The following is a 15,745-nucleotide window of genomic DNA, read 5'->3' as shown; positions in this document are numbered from 1 at the left end:
ACCTACTTTCCATCTACTCCAATAACCGCAATGGCTTCATCAAGTGTTAATAGGTCATCAGTTATTATCTTCTTTGTTTCTTCCGGACTAATGTTTTCTGAATGAACAACACGTCTCTTGAGCTTTGCTGTAGTCTTCTCATATATGGTTCGCGCAGTACGACCATTAGAAAAATACTCAAGCTTCTTTAGCTCTTCAAATATTGGAACATAATAATCCTCAACCCCATCAGTTATCGTATAGCCATTCTTTCTACAGAAAAGAGCAAAGATATCAAACGTTTCTTTTGCTGTATAATCGCGGAAATGTACCTCTTCTATACGTGATCTCATTCCGCTATTTGACTTATACAGCCCCTGCATATCTTTTTCATATCCAGCCAAAATGATGCAACATCTATTCCTATGATCCGGTTCATCCATAAATGCAATTATCTGCTCTAATGCCTCTTTTTTATAATTCGTATCTGAATGACTATCAGCATATGAAAGACTGTATGCTTCATCTATGAACAGCACACTATTTATAGATTTTTGCAGAAGCGCATATGTTTTCTTGTCTGTCTCTCCCACATATTGGCCTATAAGGTCCTTTGCTGTACATGAATGGAAATTGTTAGTTTTTACAACTCCAAGCTGATGCAAGCATTCTGCAAAAAGTTTTGCACTAGTTGATTTACCCGTTCCAGGATTTCCAACAAAGAAATAATATCCCGGACGGATATTGGCTGTTCCTTCGCCACTTTTTTGAGCAAAAACTATCTCTTCCTGCTTTTGGATGATAATATCCTTCAAATCAGACATTCCAATCTGCTGGTTCAATTCTTCCATGATATCTTCCAACGACTTAGGATTAACCTGATCTTCTACCATTGCCAATAAATCTTCCGGAATATCTTCCAGTGTATATTCATATTTGTTTATCTCCGGATTGTTACTAGAATATGTTCTTTCAAGACGCAGGCGCTTCATGTCAATGACCATCTTCTTAACTTCTCCGGCGTTGCCAAAATCTTCACCTCGAACGTTATATTTGTGCGTCAGAATTAAACGTACTCTGTCGTGGGCTTCATCAGTGATTGTACATCCCTGTGCCCTTATGGTCCTGTCAAAAATCTCAAGGAGTTGATCTGGCGTATAATCCGGGAAGTTCACTACTCTAAGTCTTCTTGAAAGACCTGCATTCATCTTGAGAAATTCTTCGACTTTATTTGAATACATACCAAAAATAACCTTGAAGTCATTGGCATTCTCAGTCATTTTGGTCATCATTGCACCTATAATTTCATTGCCATAAGCAGATTCTGAAATCTGATAAGCTTCATCAATATAGAGAACCTGATTATGATCAATGGCCTTTTGCATCACCTCAACAATCTTGTTCTTAGAATCACCAACATGATTTCCAATTATGTCAGAAGCATCCACAAATAAAGTCTCTGCACCTCCTAACACTTCCATCATATGGTAGAACTCACCAATCATTTTGCCGACAGTAGTCTTTCCTGTTCCGGGATTTCCGGCAAAGATGTAATGGTCCGGATATTCTTCAGGCTTAATACCACGTTTCTTACTATCGATAGTATCAAGGACTTCAAATCTGATATTTTTAAACAAATCCTTGACGAAGCCCATTCCAACGTAATTATCAATCTGCTCATAAATCTCATCAATTGATGATACGCCTCGTTTAACAAAATATTTCTGTGAATCACCAAAATCTTCAGCTATGATGCATTTTAAAATGTCATCTCTTAATGAGCATTGCATCTTAACCTCTTTTGCTAATGCTACAATATCTCGGGCATTACCAAAATCCGCTCTGTTTCGCTGATTATAAAGATTTGTAAAGAACAGATCCAAATCCAACGGTGTTTCACCTTCTTCATCGCCTATGAACCTATATCCGTCCTTTCTGCAATTATTTACAAATATTTCCTGTAACAGATCTGGCTTATAATCTTCTATAGTCAGTATATTAGCTGCGCTGAATCTGCTTCGAAGTCCCGAATTCATCTCCAGTAGTTCATCCATAGGCTCCGGATAACCTGCCATAATCATACAGAATCTGTATTTATCAGGATTTGTCATTATTGGAACAAGTGTATCTATCGCCTCTTTAGGATAATTGTGCTCGTCCCCTTTTTCTAAAAGAGAGTAAGCATCATCTATAAACAAAACCCCCTCCTGAGCACGCTCTACACATTCAGTGGTCTTAATCGCTGTGCCGCCAACATACTGATCAACCAGATCATCTCTCTTAGCTTCTATGGTATTTCCTTTCATCAAGATACCTTCGTCATAGAAAATCTGGCCTATAAGTCTTGCAACTGTAGTTTTACCCACACCTGGATTTCCTCTGAGAATAAAATGTGGAACAGGATATCTGTACCCAGTGTTTTCCGTCTCGGAATCTATTCTCTCATTGGCACAGGCTGGTTTATCAACTTTATTCTTATTAACTTTGCCGCTCTTTTCTTCAGCAGCAGCTTTCTTCATACGATAGTCTTTTAATATCTCTTCTATTCTGGTTGCAACACTTTCCCACCCCTTTGTATTTTTTAATTTTTCAAGAGGATCGGATTCGTCTATTTTCTTGTACTGACTGTATATTTTCTTAACATCATCTTCAGAAAAAGGTACTGTCAGTCCTTCAGAATTCTTCATGTAATCAACAATGTTGTTATAAATTGCATGAAGGTATCCTGAACGATTTTCATCTTTGTCCGCTTCTCTGCTCAGGTACATCAGAGAAGATGTTATTTCTTTCTTATCTTCCTGTTTAAAGGACAGCTTTTTCCCGCCATCGCCAATAATTCTCAGATACTCCAGCATATACCCCAATTCATCAAGATTAGGAAGACCTACTTCAATAGTGGATTTTCTGTTAATGGTACCATTCTCATTAAAGAATCTGTTCTTCAGAACAAAACCATTTTCCATATTGTCAAACATTTTACTCAGGTCTGAGTTTGACATCTGGGGCGCCAGAAAGATACAAATATTCTCATTGGTCTCATGGCTGTACTCATCCCAAAGATGAGAAACCAATTCTAGATACGGCTGTAATGGAGCAGATCGGTCAGTAAAAAAGTCCTGGAAGAATGTAAATACTATGGCTGACTTATGGGAAGTATCTGCCATCATCTTTTTAGCATCATCAAGAAATTCAACCGGTGTAATTTTTGGCTGCTTATAGGTAAGCTTGGCATTTTCCTGATTAGCGTTAGTTTCTGTCTGAGCTGCTGTTTCCTGAGGATATTCTGGTTCAGTAACAGTTGTCTGTTCTTTGGCAACTGCACTAGCACGGGGATTCAAAATGCGTCTTCTCTTTTTTTCCGCAGGTTTCTGCTCCGTTCCTGTCGTAGACGAAGTATTCCTAAGCCCCTTATTCTTATTAATTGCCAGAATGGCACTTTCATCATCCAAAACAAACTTACCAACATTTTTTGCGCCTGAATAAAAGACAACCTGTTCATATCCCAGGTTCTTCAAATAGCCATTTAAAAATGGTCTGAAATTGTTCTTCTGAAGATTCCTTGATATGAACATATCATCCAAATGACCATAAATCAGGAATATCTTATTCAGCTTAGGTCTTTCCAAAACCGAACTCATCTAACTTTCTCCAATCAAATCTTAAGTTTATCTCTTAAAGCCGTATTCTGTGATAGCTTATTTCTGGTTTCTTTCCTGCACTCAAGCTTAATCTGAGCCCCAGGAGTGTTATTTACAACTACGTTTTCTACACTTGTCCTGTAAAAGGCCTTCCTTTCCTCATTAGCCTCTTCACCACAGAGCTGATCAATCTGCACTCTTGTCTGAACTTCTCCGTTTTCCATCAATTCAGGCGCCAGAGTAACTATTATCTCCTCACCGGTTCCTTCATTCTCCAGACCAATGTGAAGCGCTCCGTCATGTTGATCTTCATCATAGGAATAGCCCTTGAAAGTAAAATTATGATCCTCAAAGAAATCTATAATCTCTTCACTAATATTCTGCCTTGAGAAGGCATTACTCATATTCAGAACAGCTTTATAAATTGCCAGAACAGCCGAAGGATAAAGCTTGCCATTAAGGAGCTCAACATATTCCTTAAGTTGTTGTGTTGTCAGATTTTTGGCGTCATCACTTTCCAAGAAAGTTTTTATTTCCTCTGTCTTTTTTACCAGGTAATCATATTGATTCTGACCATCTTTCATTTTGTCTGTGTAATCACAAATCTTTATTCCAACAATTTCATCTTCCAAAGGCTTTCCTGTCTGCGCCTCTGCCTGCTTTTTGGCTTCTTCTGTCACAACTGCCTGAGCATCAAGATATGCTGATAATTCTGCTGACAGAGTTAAAGCCAGTTTATAATAATTGTCCCATTCCTGCTTTTTGCAGTCAGCTTTATAGATTTCTTCCAATATCCCTATAGATGCATCTTTAGCAGTAGCAAGAGCACCCTCGTAATTCTCGATATTATATTGCCCGATGGCATCATTTATCTGCCTTTGAAGTTCAAGCAACTGACTTCCGGAAAACTTCTGTCCCTCATAGTCATCTTCCAATGAAGCAATAAGAATCTTAGATTCTTCAATATACTGGTCAGCCAATTGTCTAGCTCGATTTTTCTTTGCCACAAGATCGTTTTGGAATTGCTGTAACTCTCCCAGAAATTGAGCATATTGATTATCAATAGTCCTAGTTACATTGTCCATGCTCTCAACAATTTTTAACTGATAATTTTTGACATAATTATCCTGTATGTTGAATAATTCATTTGAAAGCTGCTGCCTAGATGTACGTATCTGTCCAACATATTGCTGAAATTTTTCTGGATCATTAGCTTGAGCCAGTTCAATCATAGCCCTTCTATTCTTTTCTATTTCTTGCATCATCCGGCTAGATGTTTCCGTATTTAATCTAAGCTGCTCATTCATATTATTAGCAATTGAAGACCTAAATGAGCCTATAGACTCCCCTATGCCACTTTGCCTTATAGCCTCACGTTTTCGTCTCTGCTCTTCTTCATAACGATTCGCAGCATTTGAAGCCGCTCTTGCACCTGCATAAACCGCTCCGCCAACCAAAGCCATTCCCAAAATCGGAACTGCTGCAGCCGCTACCAACGGAATAAGTATTAATCCACCAGCCTCACCACTCATCAGAATACCTCCATTATCAAATACGCTGTATTTTCTTTTTTATTGACTTTCCTGCTTCCCTCAGGGTAGCGTTCATATTACTCGTAAGCTGCTCTACATCTGTTGCAAAATTGATGATTCCATCATCTTCTTCAAGCTTTATCGCCTCGCATATATGAGCATATATCTGTCTCGAATAATCCTCATTTTCTGCCCCAATGTAATCAACATATACAACAATCCTGTTTTCTACGTGATCTCCCTTTTCATATGGGATAAGATAAATTAAAATTTTAGTCTCAATCGAATTATAAAATGCCAATTCCAGCCATTCCCTAGAGTCAACCGCGTCAAAAGCTTCTCCATACCGAAGGGTCATGTACTCTCTATAATCCAATTTCTCCTTTGTTTCTGAATCAACATTTTTAAAGTGAGTTTCATCTTCAATCCATCCAAGATTTATCTCATCGACCATAAAATCAATGATTTCCTCACCCCAATCAGCACGTTCACATGACATGCTATAACGCTCTTTATATACAGCAAATAGATGATCCAACTGCTCAGCCATTTTGTCTAATTCATCAATATTGTTCTGCATTTCTTCCAAAGAAATACTTTCATCCATGCACAGATACTTATCTATTCCTTCTTTTTCGGCTTTAGCTATTTCTCTGCCGTACTGATTCACTTTTTCGACAAGCTCTCCATAGACACCCCTTGTCCAATAATTTATTTCCTTCCTCGCTTTGTCTTTTTCAGCATCATTTAATTGATTACTCTTTTTATCAGTAGCTAAAGCAAATGACTGCCATATTCCCAACTCATCAACTATACGTAAGTGAACAATCCCCACTTTACTTTTAAAGACCTCATAAAACCTAACCCACTCTTCGTATTGCTCATCGATTTCAAATCCCAACCTATTGAGTCCTGATCTAGCAGAAATAGAAATAGCAATTGCGGCTTCATTTAAGCCTGTTTTATATAGTGTGCGAGCTTCACAGATTGCAGTATGAAAAGTTTTAATTCTTTTTGGAAAAAACTTTTCATGAGGTTTTTTTTCTACAGATTTATATGATAAAGCAGCCTCTGTCATGTATTTCTCTGCTTCTTGAGCACTAGCATTATCCTTCTCTATAGTATTCTGCTTTAAATCAGCTACCAAAGCCTCCATCTGGCGTGACTTTTCAAGTAGTTCCTGCTCTTTTGCCTTCGTGTCTGCAAGCAGTCTCTGATATTCAACATCCATTAAAAGCTGCTGTTCTTGAACCTCAGCACGTATACTTTCTTGATATTCACGCAGAAGTCTTTCGTATTCTCTTTGAACATCCCTATCATGCTGATCAAGATTGGTACGCATTTCGCGCTCATATGCACGTAACTTTTCTTGATTTTCTCGGGCCAATCTCTGCCGCATTTGAGCTGCTTCATTGTTCTGCCTTCGCAGTTCGTTTTGTAATTCCCTTAACTGTCTTTCAAGACGTCTTATCTCATCCATTTATACCAATCTACCTTTAGCCTGTTCCAGCCGCCTCATTTCTTTCCAATCTTTAGTTCTTCTTCAATCTCTGTTGTCTTTCTCTGTTGTGCTTCAACAAAAATTTTTATCTGCTCTTCAATTGCTGTAATATCCATCTCTGTACGCGCAAATAATTCTTCAATGGGAGTAATCTCTTGTCCTCCATAAAGCTTTAGAATTTCAGCATCAATATTATATTTTTCACTTATTTCTTTTAGATCATCTTCATACTTACTATAGTCTTTATCATACTCGGCTTGTAATTTTGCTAATCGCTGCTCAAGGCCTTTTTTTCCATCTACCAACTGTTGATTTTTTGCTTCAAGTTGCCTAATTGATTCATTTAGAGCATCAATATTCTGCTGCAGTGAATCATTGCTTCTATTTAGTTGGTCGATTCTCTGTTCTTTTTCTCTCGTTTCCTCAATGTTTGATGTCCTAAAAACTTCATTTGAAGCAATATCATTCGATGCTTGTACTGGTACTGACGTTGGATGAATCGGAGATGGTTCCGGTTGCTCAATTTGAGGTGCCTGGAAGCCTGAGCCTGCAAAGTCCAAATCAAAACCTGGCAATGCAGTGGTTGATACAGTCGGTTCATCTTTCACAGGTGCTGAAACAGCCCCAGTACCACTCCCCAGCGGAGTTGTCCCTTCAAATGGCGTTGGCATATCAAATCCTCCGCCAAAACTTCCAGTGTTCTGATTTACTTGCTGAGTGTTTGAAATAGTCGTCCCCTGAAGAGAACTATCTGCGCTTATATCCAACTTCATTAAGCACATGTCCAAGCCCTTTGGTTCAAACTCAATTTTGGTTTCACCAACAGGAATCTCATATGATTGAGCTACTGTTGAGGATCCATTTTTTACAATGTCAATCTTTACCGGTACTTTACAAATCAACCTAAAATACAAATAACATCCTATTGTGATAGGCCTAAATGTAATGTAATTATCATTTTCATCTTCTGTTACATTAAAATTATTGAATCTGTACTTGGATCCATTTCGTATATCAAACAAATCTTTCTCAACATTATCAATTTCAAGAAACAATTTGAATTCAACTTTCTTCTGTTCTATTGTTTCCTTATACAGATTAAGCTTGATATAGTCTTTCTTATAGATTTCAAACTCATTGCCCATTAATCTCAGCCCTCTTTTTCAATTCTCGCCATGTTTTTAATCCGTACTCAGATGGAACCCCAACCATATAAATATGATTAGGCTCTACATTAATTTCTATATTCCTTTTATCTCCACTCATGTAATATGAGTTGTATTCCTCTTTATAACGTTTCGTCAGTAATCTAATTTTCTGATTTGATGACCCCCTATATGGCAATCCATCATCTTTATCTTTTATATATTTTCCATCAATCAGAATATCTATTTCTCTCAAAAAATCTTTTCTATCTTTGTCATCTGTTTGTAGTAATTCCTTATAATCAAAGCCTGTATAAACAATAACTCCATAGTCTCTATTCTTACGAATATTCTGTACTAATCCTGTCAATGCCCTGGCTTGTAGAAAAGGCTCTCCGCCACTTATCGTTATGCCTTCAGTATTTGCGTCCGTAAACACTTTTACTAAAGAAGTCACATCAATTCTCGTAGCTTCTTGATTATTCATTTCTTTTGCGATGCAGCCATCACAATCAAAGCAGCATCCACTTACCCAAATTGCGCTTCTTTCATATGGCCCCAAAACTTTCGTTTTCAATACATAATGTGAAATCAGTAATTCGTTCATCTTTTTATATTATGAATGGGAAAACCCAAACAGGTTTTCCCATTCTTACCTATTTAAGCATCTAAGCCATAGTTTCTTACTAAAGCCTCAAGTCCACCTTGGTAACCTGATGCCACAGCATTAAACTTCCATTCGCCATTATGTCTATAGATTTCGCAAACTACTAGCGCAGTTTCTATTGAGAATTCTTCTTCCAAATCAAATCTGATCTGATCCTCTCCCTGCATATCGAATTCATTTGCAATTTTAGCTACTCTGATATATGCATTAGACACCTGTCCAAAGTTCTGTCTTCTAGCTACAGCGTCATGAATAGTAACGCAAACTGCAATCTTCTGGATTTCATCGGGAACTTTTGTGAAATCTATGATAATTACTTCATCATCTCCATCACCCTCGCCAGTAAGGTTATCGCCCTGGTGTACAACAGCACCATTTCTTCCATTAAGATTGTTATAGAAGACAAAATCATCATCTCTCAAGCACTTACCATTCGCTCCAAGTAAAAACGCTGAAGCGTCAAGGTCAAAATCGAAACCACCATCGTACTTATTTGTATCCCATCCTAATCCAACAAGTGCCATCTTCATTGAATTATCTAATGATACTCTTTGTCCTTTTTGTAAATTTACAGCCATATTTCTAATTACCTCCTTTGAGATTTAGTCCATAATCAACAATCAAGTTTTCAAAACATCCTTTATAGCCTTCACCAATCCATTTAAACATCCATTTGTCATGATTTCTATAAAACTCACATGCTAAAACAACTGTCTCTTCTGAGAATTTCTCATCAATACAATATTTTAGAAAAGCCTCGCCATTTTCATCGAATTTATTGTTTAACCATGATAGCAATATCATAATGTTTCGAAATTGTATGAACGTATAACGGCGACCTGTATCATATATTGTCAAACATATTACTATTTTACAAATATGGTCAGGAATTTTCGATAAATCAATCAGCAACTGATCATTCGGATTACAAATTTGACAAACTGCTTCATCTATTGATGATTGATTACCATAAAAGATGAAGTTGTTATCACACTGGCATATATGCTTTTCATCAAGCAAAAATGCAGACATATCTAAAACAATGTCCTCCTTTGGACATATCCGTTCTGCAACAAAAGAAACCTGTACCAGTCTCCCATCTGCATCAATCTAATAAGATTGTGTATTCTCGATTCTTTTCACACTTTTTCACCAAATGACAATCGCTAAATAATCCTTAACACTTTAAAAATCATTCTACCTGTAGGCCATAATTTGTTACCAATGCCGCAAGCCCTCCTTGATACCCTGCTCCCACAGCATTGAATTTCCATAGACCATCTCTTTTGTATATCTCGCAGACAACAATTGCAGTTTCAATAGAAAACTCTTCATCAAGATCAAATCTCAACTGGTCTTCCCCATTCAAGTCAAATTCATTAGCAATCTTAGCAATTCTAATGTATGCATTTTGAACTTGTCCAAAATTCTGTCTACGCTCTACAGCTTGATCTATCGTTACGCATATGGCCAATTTCTCGACATCAGCTGGGATTTTTGTGAAATCGATAATAACATTTTCGCCGTCTCCTCCACCAACTCTATTATCGCCCTGATGTACAACAGCTCCATTCCTGCTTGACAGATTTCCATAAAAGATAAAATCCTCATCGCGAGCACATTTGCCATTGCTTCCCAGCAAAAAAACTGATGCATCCAAATCAAAGTCAAAAGCACCATCATATTGGTTAGTATCCCATCCCAAATCAACAAGTGCCATTGTCATTGAATTATCCAAAGTTACCCTTTGTCCTTTAGAAAGATTAACAGCCATGTTTTCCCCTTCCTGTTTATTGATAAATGTTTACTAACTCCTGCAAACCGCCCTGATATCCAGCTCCGATTGCATTAAACTTCCAGGCCCCTTGATACTTATAAATCTCACATACCAAAATAGCCCTCTCAATCGAAAACTCTTCTGTCAAGTCAAATCTTAACTGATCTTCACCTTGTAAATCGAACTCGTTAGATACCTTCGCCACTCTTACAAACGCATTAGATACTTGTCCAAAGTTTTGCTGTGGAGTTCCTTCCTCGTAAATTGATACTGTTATAGCAATCTTTTCCACCTCTGGAGGAAGTTTTGTGAAATCAATAGTAATTACCTCATCATCACCATCACCTTCTCCACTTGTATTGTCGCCATGATGTATAACAGATCCACTAGGGTTTTTTAGATTGTTATAGAAAACAAAATCATTATCTGTAATCAACTTTCCGTTGGCTCCAAGCAAAAAAGCAGATGCATCCAAATCAAATTTAGGTAATCCCGGATACGGATTAACATCCCATCCTAGTCCAACAAGCGCTAACTGCATAGAACTATCAAGATTTACTCTTTGCCCTTTTTGCAAATTAATTGCCATCTCTATCCTCCTATCTGTACATATCAACCAATTTTGTTACATGGCTGGCATCTTGAACAGGCTGTCCGATAGCATTAAACTTCCATTCGCCATCTCTTCTATAGATTTCTCCCACTATCAGACCTTCCATTCCATTGTAGTTTTCAGATAAGTTAAAATTACAGATCTCGACATTTTTATCCATATCTACCAAATGAATATAAGCATTTTGAATCATTCCAAAGTGTTGATTTCTACTTGTTGCCTCATAGATATTCACAGTAAAGACTATTTTTCCTACCGAAGGGTTTACCTTTGTGAGATTAACTTCTATCTGCTCATCATCGCCTTCACCCTCACCAGTCAAATTATCTCCATGATGTTTGATCGAACCATCAGACAGTTCCTTGTTGCTATAATAGACCAAGTCAAGATATTTACCATTTCCATCACAAAGAATCGCTGATGCATCGCAATCTATAGCCACAGGCTTAATAATCTTCGACAAAAATCCATTTCCAGCAGGTTTAGCTTCATCCCAGCCTAATCCAACCATTATTCGACTTAATCCACCACCACCTTTTGTCAAGTCAATTTTCTGACCTTTTTGAAGATTGATTCCCATCTTTGTTAGTCTCCTTTACACATAAAGATTAAGTAGCGACTCCAATCGGCTAGCTTCTTTTACTGGCTGACCTATCGCATTAAATTTCCACTCTCCGTTTCTACGATATATTTCTCCAACAACCATCCCAGTCATACCACTATAGTTCTCAGATAGATTAAAGCGACATATCTCACTATTATTACTCAAATCCACTAGTCTGATAAATGCGTTCTGAATCATACCAAAATGCTGATTTCTTACATTTGCATCATAAATATTTACAACGAATACTATTTTATCAACATCAGATGGCACCATGCTCAGATTAACCATAATCTGTTCATCATCACCTTCACCCTCACCAGTAAGATTGTCCCCCTGGTGAACAATAGCTCCACTAGAATGTGTAAGGTTTCCAAAGTAAACCACACAATCATTTGCATCTGTTCCATACAATTTTCCATTAGCATTAAGCAGTATAGCCGATGCATCACAGTCTATATCTTGTTTTACTTCAGGTTGAGATTTAAACAATCCTAGTAATCCACCACTCTGCTGGGGAGGCTGCTGTGCCTCATCCCAACCTAATCCGACCATTATACGACTTAATCCACTTCCACCTTTAGTTAAGTCAATTTTCTGACCCTTTTGAAGATTAATTCCCATCTAATTCCTCCTTTGTCCATTATGAAAACGCTGCTACTACATCAACTAACGACTGAACTCTCGCATGTGAACCATCTGCAGTAAATTCCCATCCACTATCCGTTCTGCTTATAGCTCCTGCAATTAGGGCAGTATCATTATTATAATTTTCATTCAAATTAAACTTGCAAAGTTCTCTTCCACTTTTAGCATCAACAACTCTGATAAAAGCATTTTGAAGCATACCAAAATGCTGATTTCTTTTGAAAGCTTCGTAGATATTTACAGCAAATACTATCGAATGCACATCTGAAGGAACACGATTCAAATCAACAAAGATTTGCTCATCATCGCCTTCGCCTGCACCTGTAAGATTATCTCCCTGATGAACAATAGAATGAGCAGGATCAGAAAGGTTATTAAAGAACACAGTACACTCCTTAATATCATTTGGATGGTGAAGAAGCTTCCCATCATATCCAAGCATTATTGCGAATGCATCGCAATCAATATCCTGCGGCTTTGCGCCGAATAAAGCCCCCAAAAATCCAGTGTTTTGCTGAACTTCATCCCAGCCTAACCCCACCATTACCTGGGACAAACCTGCTTGTTCTTTTGACAGATTAATTTTCTGTCCTTTAGATAAGTTGATTGACATCCTCACACCTCCTTAGCTGTGCCCATAATTAGTTTACGTATTAAATCAATCGGTATCATAGTTAAAGCTATTAAGAATACAATTCCCCATCCTGCCAAACCAAAAGGGGTGCAGCTAAACATTGAACTGAGAAATTTAAAGAATAATAGCGGTATCAATGCCGCATTTACAATTAATGCCTGAGCTACAACTATAAGTACCCATACCTTCATAAATCCTGGATTATCCTTTAATCCCTTGAAGATAGCGAAACCATCATCTCTTACGTTAAATCCATTGAAAAGTGCAGCTACTACAAACAGCACAAAGTATGCTGTATAATGCTTTTCCTGACTTCCAAACAGATTCGATATAAATGGTGATTTTAAGAACCAAAAGCTAATAATAGTCATCCACAATGCCATTATCAGAATCTGTGCAGCCATTGCCTTACTAATAATGCTTTCATCTCTACGCCTAGGTTTTTCAAGCATATACTTTTCCAAAGCTGGTTCATTACCAAGCATGATTGCACCTAAACTATCCATTACCAAATTAACAAATAACAAATGTGTTACTTTCAGCGGTTCCACAATACCAAAGAATGGGCTTATAGCACTTACAATTACAGCAGCAACATTTATAACCAGCTGGAACTTGCAGAATTTCAAAATATTTCTATAAATTGTTCTTCCATATAAAATAGCATCCTTGATTGATCTGAAATTGTCATCAATAATAACAATCTCTCCAGCCTCTTTAGCAGCTTCTGTTCCACTACCCATCGCAAAGCCAACATCCGCCCTCTTTAAAGCAGGAGAATCATTAACACCATCACCTGTCATTCCGACTACTAAATTCATCTCTTGACAAAGTCTTACCATTCTTGATTTGTCAGTCGGAAGGGCTCTAGCAATAACTCTAATATCTTTGATGATTGATTTTACCTCTTCATCGCTCATAGAATTAAGCTGTGCGGATGTCAATGCTCTATCCGTATCGGATTTTATAAGTCCAGCATCCTTTGCTATAGAAACAGCTGTCTCCAATCTGTCTCCAGTAATCATTACTACCTGTATTCCTGCTGTCTGCACTTCCTTAATTGCTTCTTTAGCCTCAGGTCTAACATCATCCCTAATCGCAACTAATCCAATGATAACGACGTCATCATTTATTGTATTTTCAGTAAATGCACTTTCTGAATATCCAAACGCCAACACACGCATTGCTCTTGATGCATATTCATTAATCTTCTCGTTTACCACCTCTGGGAACAGCTCTGTTACAGTTCCGTCTGCCTTTAATCCTTTTTTTGCAACTGCAAGTAATTTTTCTGGTGCACCTTTATAGAAAACCTGTCCTAGTTCACGTATCTCAACTTGACTGAATTTATTAGCAGAGTTAAAGCCTTGTGAAAGCCCTACGCTGTAATCTGTATCTTTATCAGTACCATTTGCCAGGAAATTGTATGATTCCTCACCAAGAAATCTCATCAATGCTTGATCTGTCGCATTACCACCAATTACACGATGCTGGCTATCAAACATAGATGCAGTGTTCTTTCCGATTGCAATATCCATTAAAGTCTTTAACTTTCCATGACTCTTGATATCAGATAGCGGAATATTTTCTCCGTCAGGAGTAAAAAACTCTACAACCTCCAAACTACCTTTAGTAATAGTACCCGTTTTATCACTGAAAAGAATATTTAAAGATCCAGCAGTTTCTATTCCCACAGCTTTTCTGACCAATACATTATGATCAAGCATTCTACTAGTGTTCTGCATTAGTACTAATGAAATCATAAGGGGCAATCCTTCTGGAACCGCACATACAACAATCAGAATGGCAAGCGATACCGCCTCTATAACATTCATTAATACATTGCTCCAGCCAGTGCCAATGTACGCTCCAAATCCTCCAGCCTTAATTATGAAATAAGCCATATAAAGGATAACAATAACCACTGCAGAAACATATCCAAATACAGAAATCTGATTAGCCAATTTAGAGAGTTTTACTTTTAATGGAGAATCTGGCTCATCATCCTGCATATCTTCAGCCATCATACCCATCATGGTTGAAAGTCCAACTTTTCTTACATCCAAAATCCCCTCACCATCAAAAACTACAGCTCCTCTAAACAAAGAGTACTTATCAACGAATACATCTCCCGTTAATTCTTCAGGGAAAATAGTATCTATAGACGTTGCTGTTTTCTTACATTCTTCAGCTTCGCCATTAAGAACTGAGTTATCGATTCTCAAATCCCCATCAACCAACAAGCCATCTGCAGGTATTTTATCGCCAGACTGCAAAATAACCTTATCGCCTACTACAACGTCATCCACATCGATAACAGTTATCAATCCATTTCTGTATACCTTACAAGTATCTTTTTTAGTACTTTCCTTCAGTTCCCTGTACTTCGTATCGCTTGCAACACCTGTCTTTGCTGTAACAAATGCCACGATAAGAACTGCAACAATTGTTCCAATCGGCTCATAAATCTGAGCATGTCCCAAGAAGAACATAATCAGCATAATAGCCACAATTGCAAGAAGGATCCTAATCATCGGATCATTAAATGTTTCTTTGAACTCATCCCAAAATGTGGTGGGTTCAGAATCTGGAATTACATTTGTACCATATTTCTCCTTAGATTTTTTGACTTCTTCATCTGTTAAGCCATTAAATTTCATAACAATCTCCTTACCAAATTTTTTATTTTCTACCGGTGACAGCTAAAAGTTCCAATAAATTGTCGCTATCATCGTTGAAAATCGTTTTACAATTATCTTTATTTGCATTCAAAAACATCATTATCGCCAAATAATTATTCCATGATAATTCTGCTGTCCCCCTCTCAACGGCAGATATTGTCTGCCTGCTTAATCCAACCTTTTCTCCAAGTTCGGTCTGCGATATATTCATCTCCTTTCTAATGAGTGGTAGCCGTTTTACCAAAGTTTCAATCATCTCATTCTGCCTCACGACTGTCAGATCTCTCATTTCTATCTCCTCTTAATAACAAAAGCTTTTTCATTCA

Annotated in this window: 14 protein-coding genes; all 14 read right to left on the bottom strand. The window is 37.5% G+C overall.

Annotation, left to right across the window (positions count from 1 at the left end; translation table 11 throughout):
• Window positions 1-2: 2 nt before the first annotated feature.
• A complete protein-coding gene (locus tag G602_RS0104005) occupies window positions 3-3,617 on the bottom strand; it encodes an AAA family ATPase (protein ID WP_026657797.1) in 3,615 nt (1,204 codons plus the stop codon).
• 14 nt (window positions 3,618-3,631) lie between these two features.
• Complete coding sequence (locus G602_RS0104000; protein ID WP_026657796.1) at window positions 3,632-5,149, bottom strand: hypothetical protein; 1,518 nt, start codon at window positions 5,147-5,149, stop codon at window positions 3,632-3,634.
• Between the two features lie 16 nt (window positions 5,150-5,165).
• Complete coding sequence (locus tag G602_RS0103995; RefSeq protein WP_026657795.1) at window positions 5,166-6,629, bottom strand: hypothetical protein; 1,464 nt, start codon at window positions 6,627-6,629, stop codon at window positions 5,166-5,168.
• Window positions 6,630-6,664: 35 nt separating this feature from the next.
• Window positions 6,665-7,795, bottom strand: a complete 1,131-nt coding sequence (locus tag G602_RS0103990; protein ID WP_026657793.1) for a coiled-coil domain-containing protein — start codon at window positions 7,793-7,795, stop codon at window positions 6,665-6,667.
• On the bottom strand, window positions 7,785-8,402 hold the full coding sequence (locus G602_RS0103985) for a 4Fe-4S single cluster domain-containing protein (RefSeq protein ID WP_026657792.1): 618 nt from the start codon (window positions 8,400-8,402) through the stop codon (window positions 7,785-7,787). Before G602_RS0103985 ends, G602_RS0103990 begins: the two co-directional genes overlap by 11 nt.
• A 53-nt stretch (window positions 8,403-8,455) precedes the next feature.
• Window positions 8,456-9,040, bottom strand: coding sequence for a TerD family protein (locus tag G602_RS0103980; protein ID WP_026657791.1), 585 nt, complete (start codon window positions 9,038-9,040; stop codon window positions 8,456-8,458).
• 4 nt (window positions 9,041-9,044) lie between these two features.
• The gene (locus G602_RS0103975; protein ID WP_256374963.1) at window positions 9,045-9,506 is read right to left on the bottom strand and encodes a TerD family protein; all 462 of its coding nucleotides are present in this window, start codon (window positions 9,504-9,506) and stop codon (window positions 9,045-9,047) included.
• Between the two features lie 148 nt (window positions 9,507-9,654).
• Window positions 9,655-10,236 carry a TerD family protein gene (locus tag G602_RS0103970; protein ID WP_026657789.1) on the bottom strand — a complete coding sequence of 194 codons (582 nt, stop codon included), beginning with the start codon at window positions 10,234-10,236 and terminating at the stop codon, window positions 9,655-9,657.
• A 16-nt stretch (window positions 10,237-10,252) separates the two neighbouring features.
• Window positions 10,253-10,828: a TerD family protein gene (locus tag G602_RS0103965; RefSeq protein WP_026657788.1), complete on the bottom strand. Its 576-nt coding sequence runs from the start codon at window positions 10,826-10,828 to the stop codon at window positions 10,253-10,255.
• A gap of 10 nt (window positions 10,829-10,838) precedes the next feature.
• The gene (locus G602_RS0103960) at window positions 10,839-11,432 is read right to left on the bottom strand and encodes a TerD family protein (RefSeq protein WP_026657787.1); all 594 of its coding nucleotides are present in this window, start codon (window positions 11,430-11,432) and stop codon (window positions 10,839-10,841) included.
• 15 nt (window positions 11,433-11,447) lie between these two features.
• Window positions 11,448-12,080, bottom strand: coding sequence for a TerD family protein (locus G602_RS0103955; protein WP_026657786.1), 633 nt, complete (start codon window positions 12,078-12,080; stop codon window positions 11,448-11,450).
• Window positions 12,081-12,099: 19 nt separating this feature from the next.
• Complete coding sequence (locus G602_RS0103950; RefSeq protein ID WP_026657784.1) at window positions 12,100-12,717, bottom strand: TerD family protein; 618 nt, start codon at window positions 12,715-12,717, stop codon at window positions 12,100-12,102.
• Between the two features lie 2 nt (window positions 12,718-12,719).
• Window positions 12,720-15,398, bottom strand: a complete 2,679-nt coding sequence (locus G602_RS0103945) for a calcium-translocating P-type ATPase, PMCA-type (protein ID WP_026657783.1) — start codon at window positions 15,396-15,398, stop codon at window positions 12,720-12,722.
• A 22-nt stretch (window positions 15,399-15,420) separates the two neighbouring features.
• Complete coding sequence (locus G602_RS28540) at window positions 15,421-15,708, bottom strand: helix-turn-helix transcriptional regulator (protein ID WP_049945036.1); 288 nt, start codon at window positions 15,706-15,708, stop codon at window positions 15,421-15,423.
• Window positions 15,709-15,745: the final 37 nt, after the last annotated feature.

Source organism: Butyrivibrio sp. AC2005, from assembly GCF_000424145.1.
Taxonomy (GTDB): Bacteria; Bacillota; Clostridia; order Lachnospirales; family Lachnospiraceae; genus Butyrivibrio.
Note: the sequence above shows the minus strand (reverse complement) of the source record. Positions and strands in the feature narration are given on the sequence as shown.

Bases quoted from the DNA above. Each gene is read 5' to 3' on its own strand.
- G602_RS0104005 (WP_026657797.1), bottom strand. From the start codon at position 3,617: ATGAGTTCGGTTTTGGAAAGACCTAAGCTGAATAAGATATTCCTGATT.
- G602_RS0104000 (WP_026657796.1), bottom strand. From the start codon at position 5,149: ATGAGTGGTGAGGCTGGTGGATTAATACTTATTCCGTTGGTAGCGGCT.
- G602_RS0103995 (WP_026657795.1), bottom strand. From the start codon at position 6,629: ATGGATGAGATAAGACGTCTTGAAAGACAGTTAAGGGAATTACAAAAC.
- G602_RS0103990 (WP_026657793.1), bottom strand. From the start codon at position 7,795: ATGGGCAATGAGTTTGAAATCTATAAGAAAGACTATATCAAGCTTAAT.
- G602_RS0103985 (WP_026657792.1), bottom strand. From the start codon at position 8,402: ATGAACGAATTACTGATTTCACATTATGTATTGAAAACGAAAGTTTTG.
- G602_RS0103980 (WP_026657791.1), bottom strand. From the start codon at position 9,040: ATGGCTGTAAATTTACAAAAAGGACAAAGAGTATCATTAGATAATTCA.
- G602_RS0103970 (WP_026657789.1), bottom strand. From the start codon at position 10,236: ATGGCTGTTAATCTTTCTAAAGGACAAAGGGTAACTTTGGATAATTCA.
- G602_RS0103965 (WP_026657788.1), bottom strand. From the start codon at position 10,828: ATGGCAATTAATTTGCAAAAAGGGCAAAGAGTAAATCTTGATAGTTCT.
- G602_RS0103960 (WP_026657787.1), bottom strand. From the start codon at position 11,432: ATGGGAATCAATCTTCAAAAAGGTCAGAAAATTGACTTGACAAAAGGT.
- G602_RS0103955 (WP_026657786.1), bottom strand. From the start codon at position 12,080: ATGGGAATTAATCTTCAAAAGGGTCAGAAAATTGACTTAACTAAAGGT.
- G602_RS0103950 (WP_026657784.1), bottom strand. From the start codon at position 12,717: ATGTCAATCAACTTATCTAAAGGACAGAAAATTAATCTGTCAAAAGAA.
- G602_RS0103945 (WP_026657783.1), bottom strand. From the start codon at position 15,398: ATGAAATTTAATGGCTTAACAGATGAAGAAGTCAAAAAATCTAAGGAG.
- G602_RS28540 (WP_049945036.1), bottom strand. From the start codon at position 15,708: ATGAGAGATCTGACAGTCGTGAGGCAGAATGAGATGATTGAAACTTTG.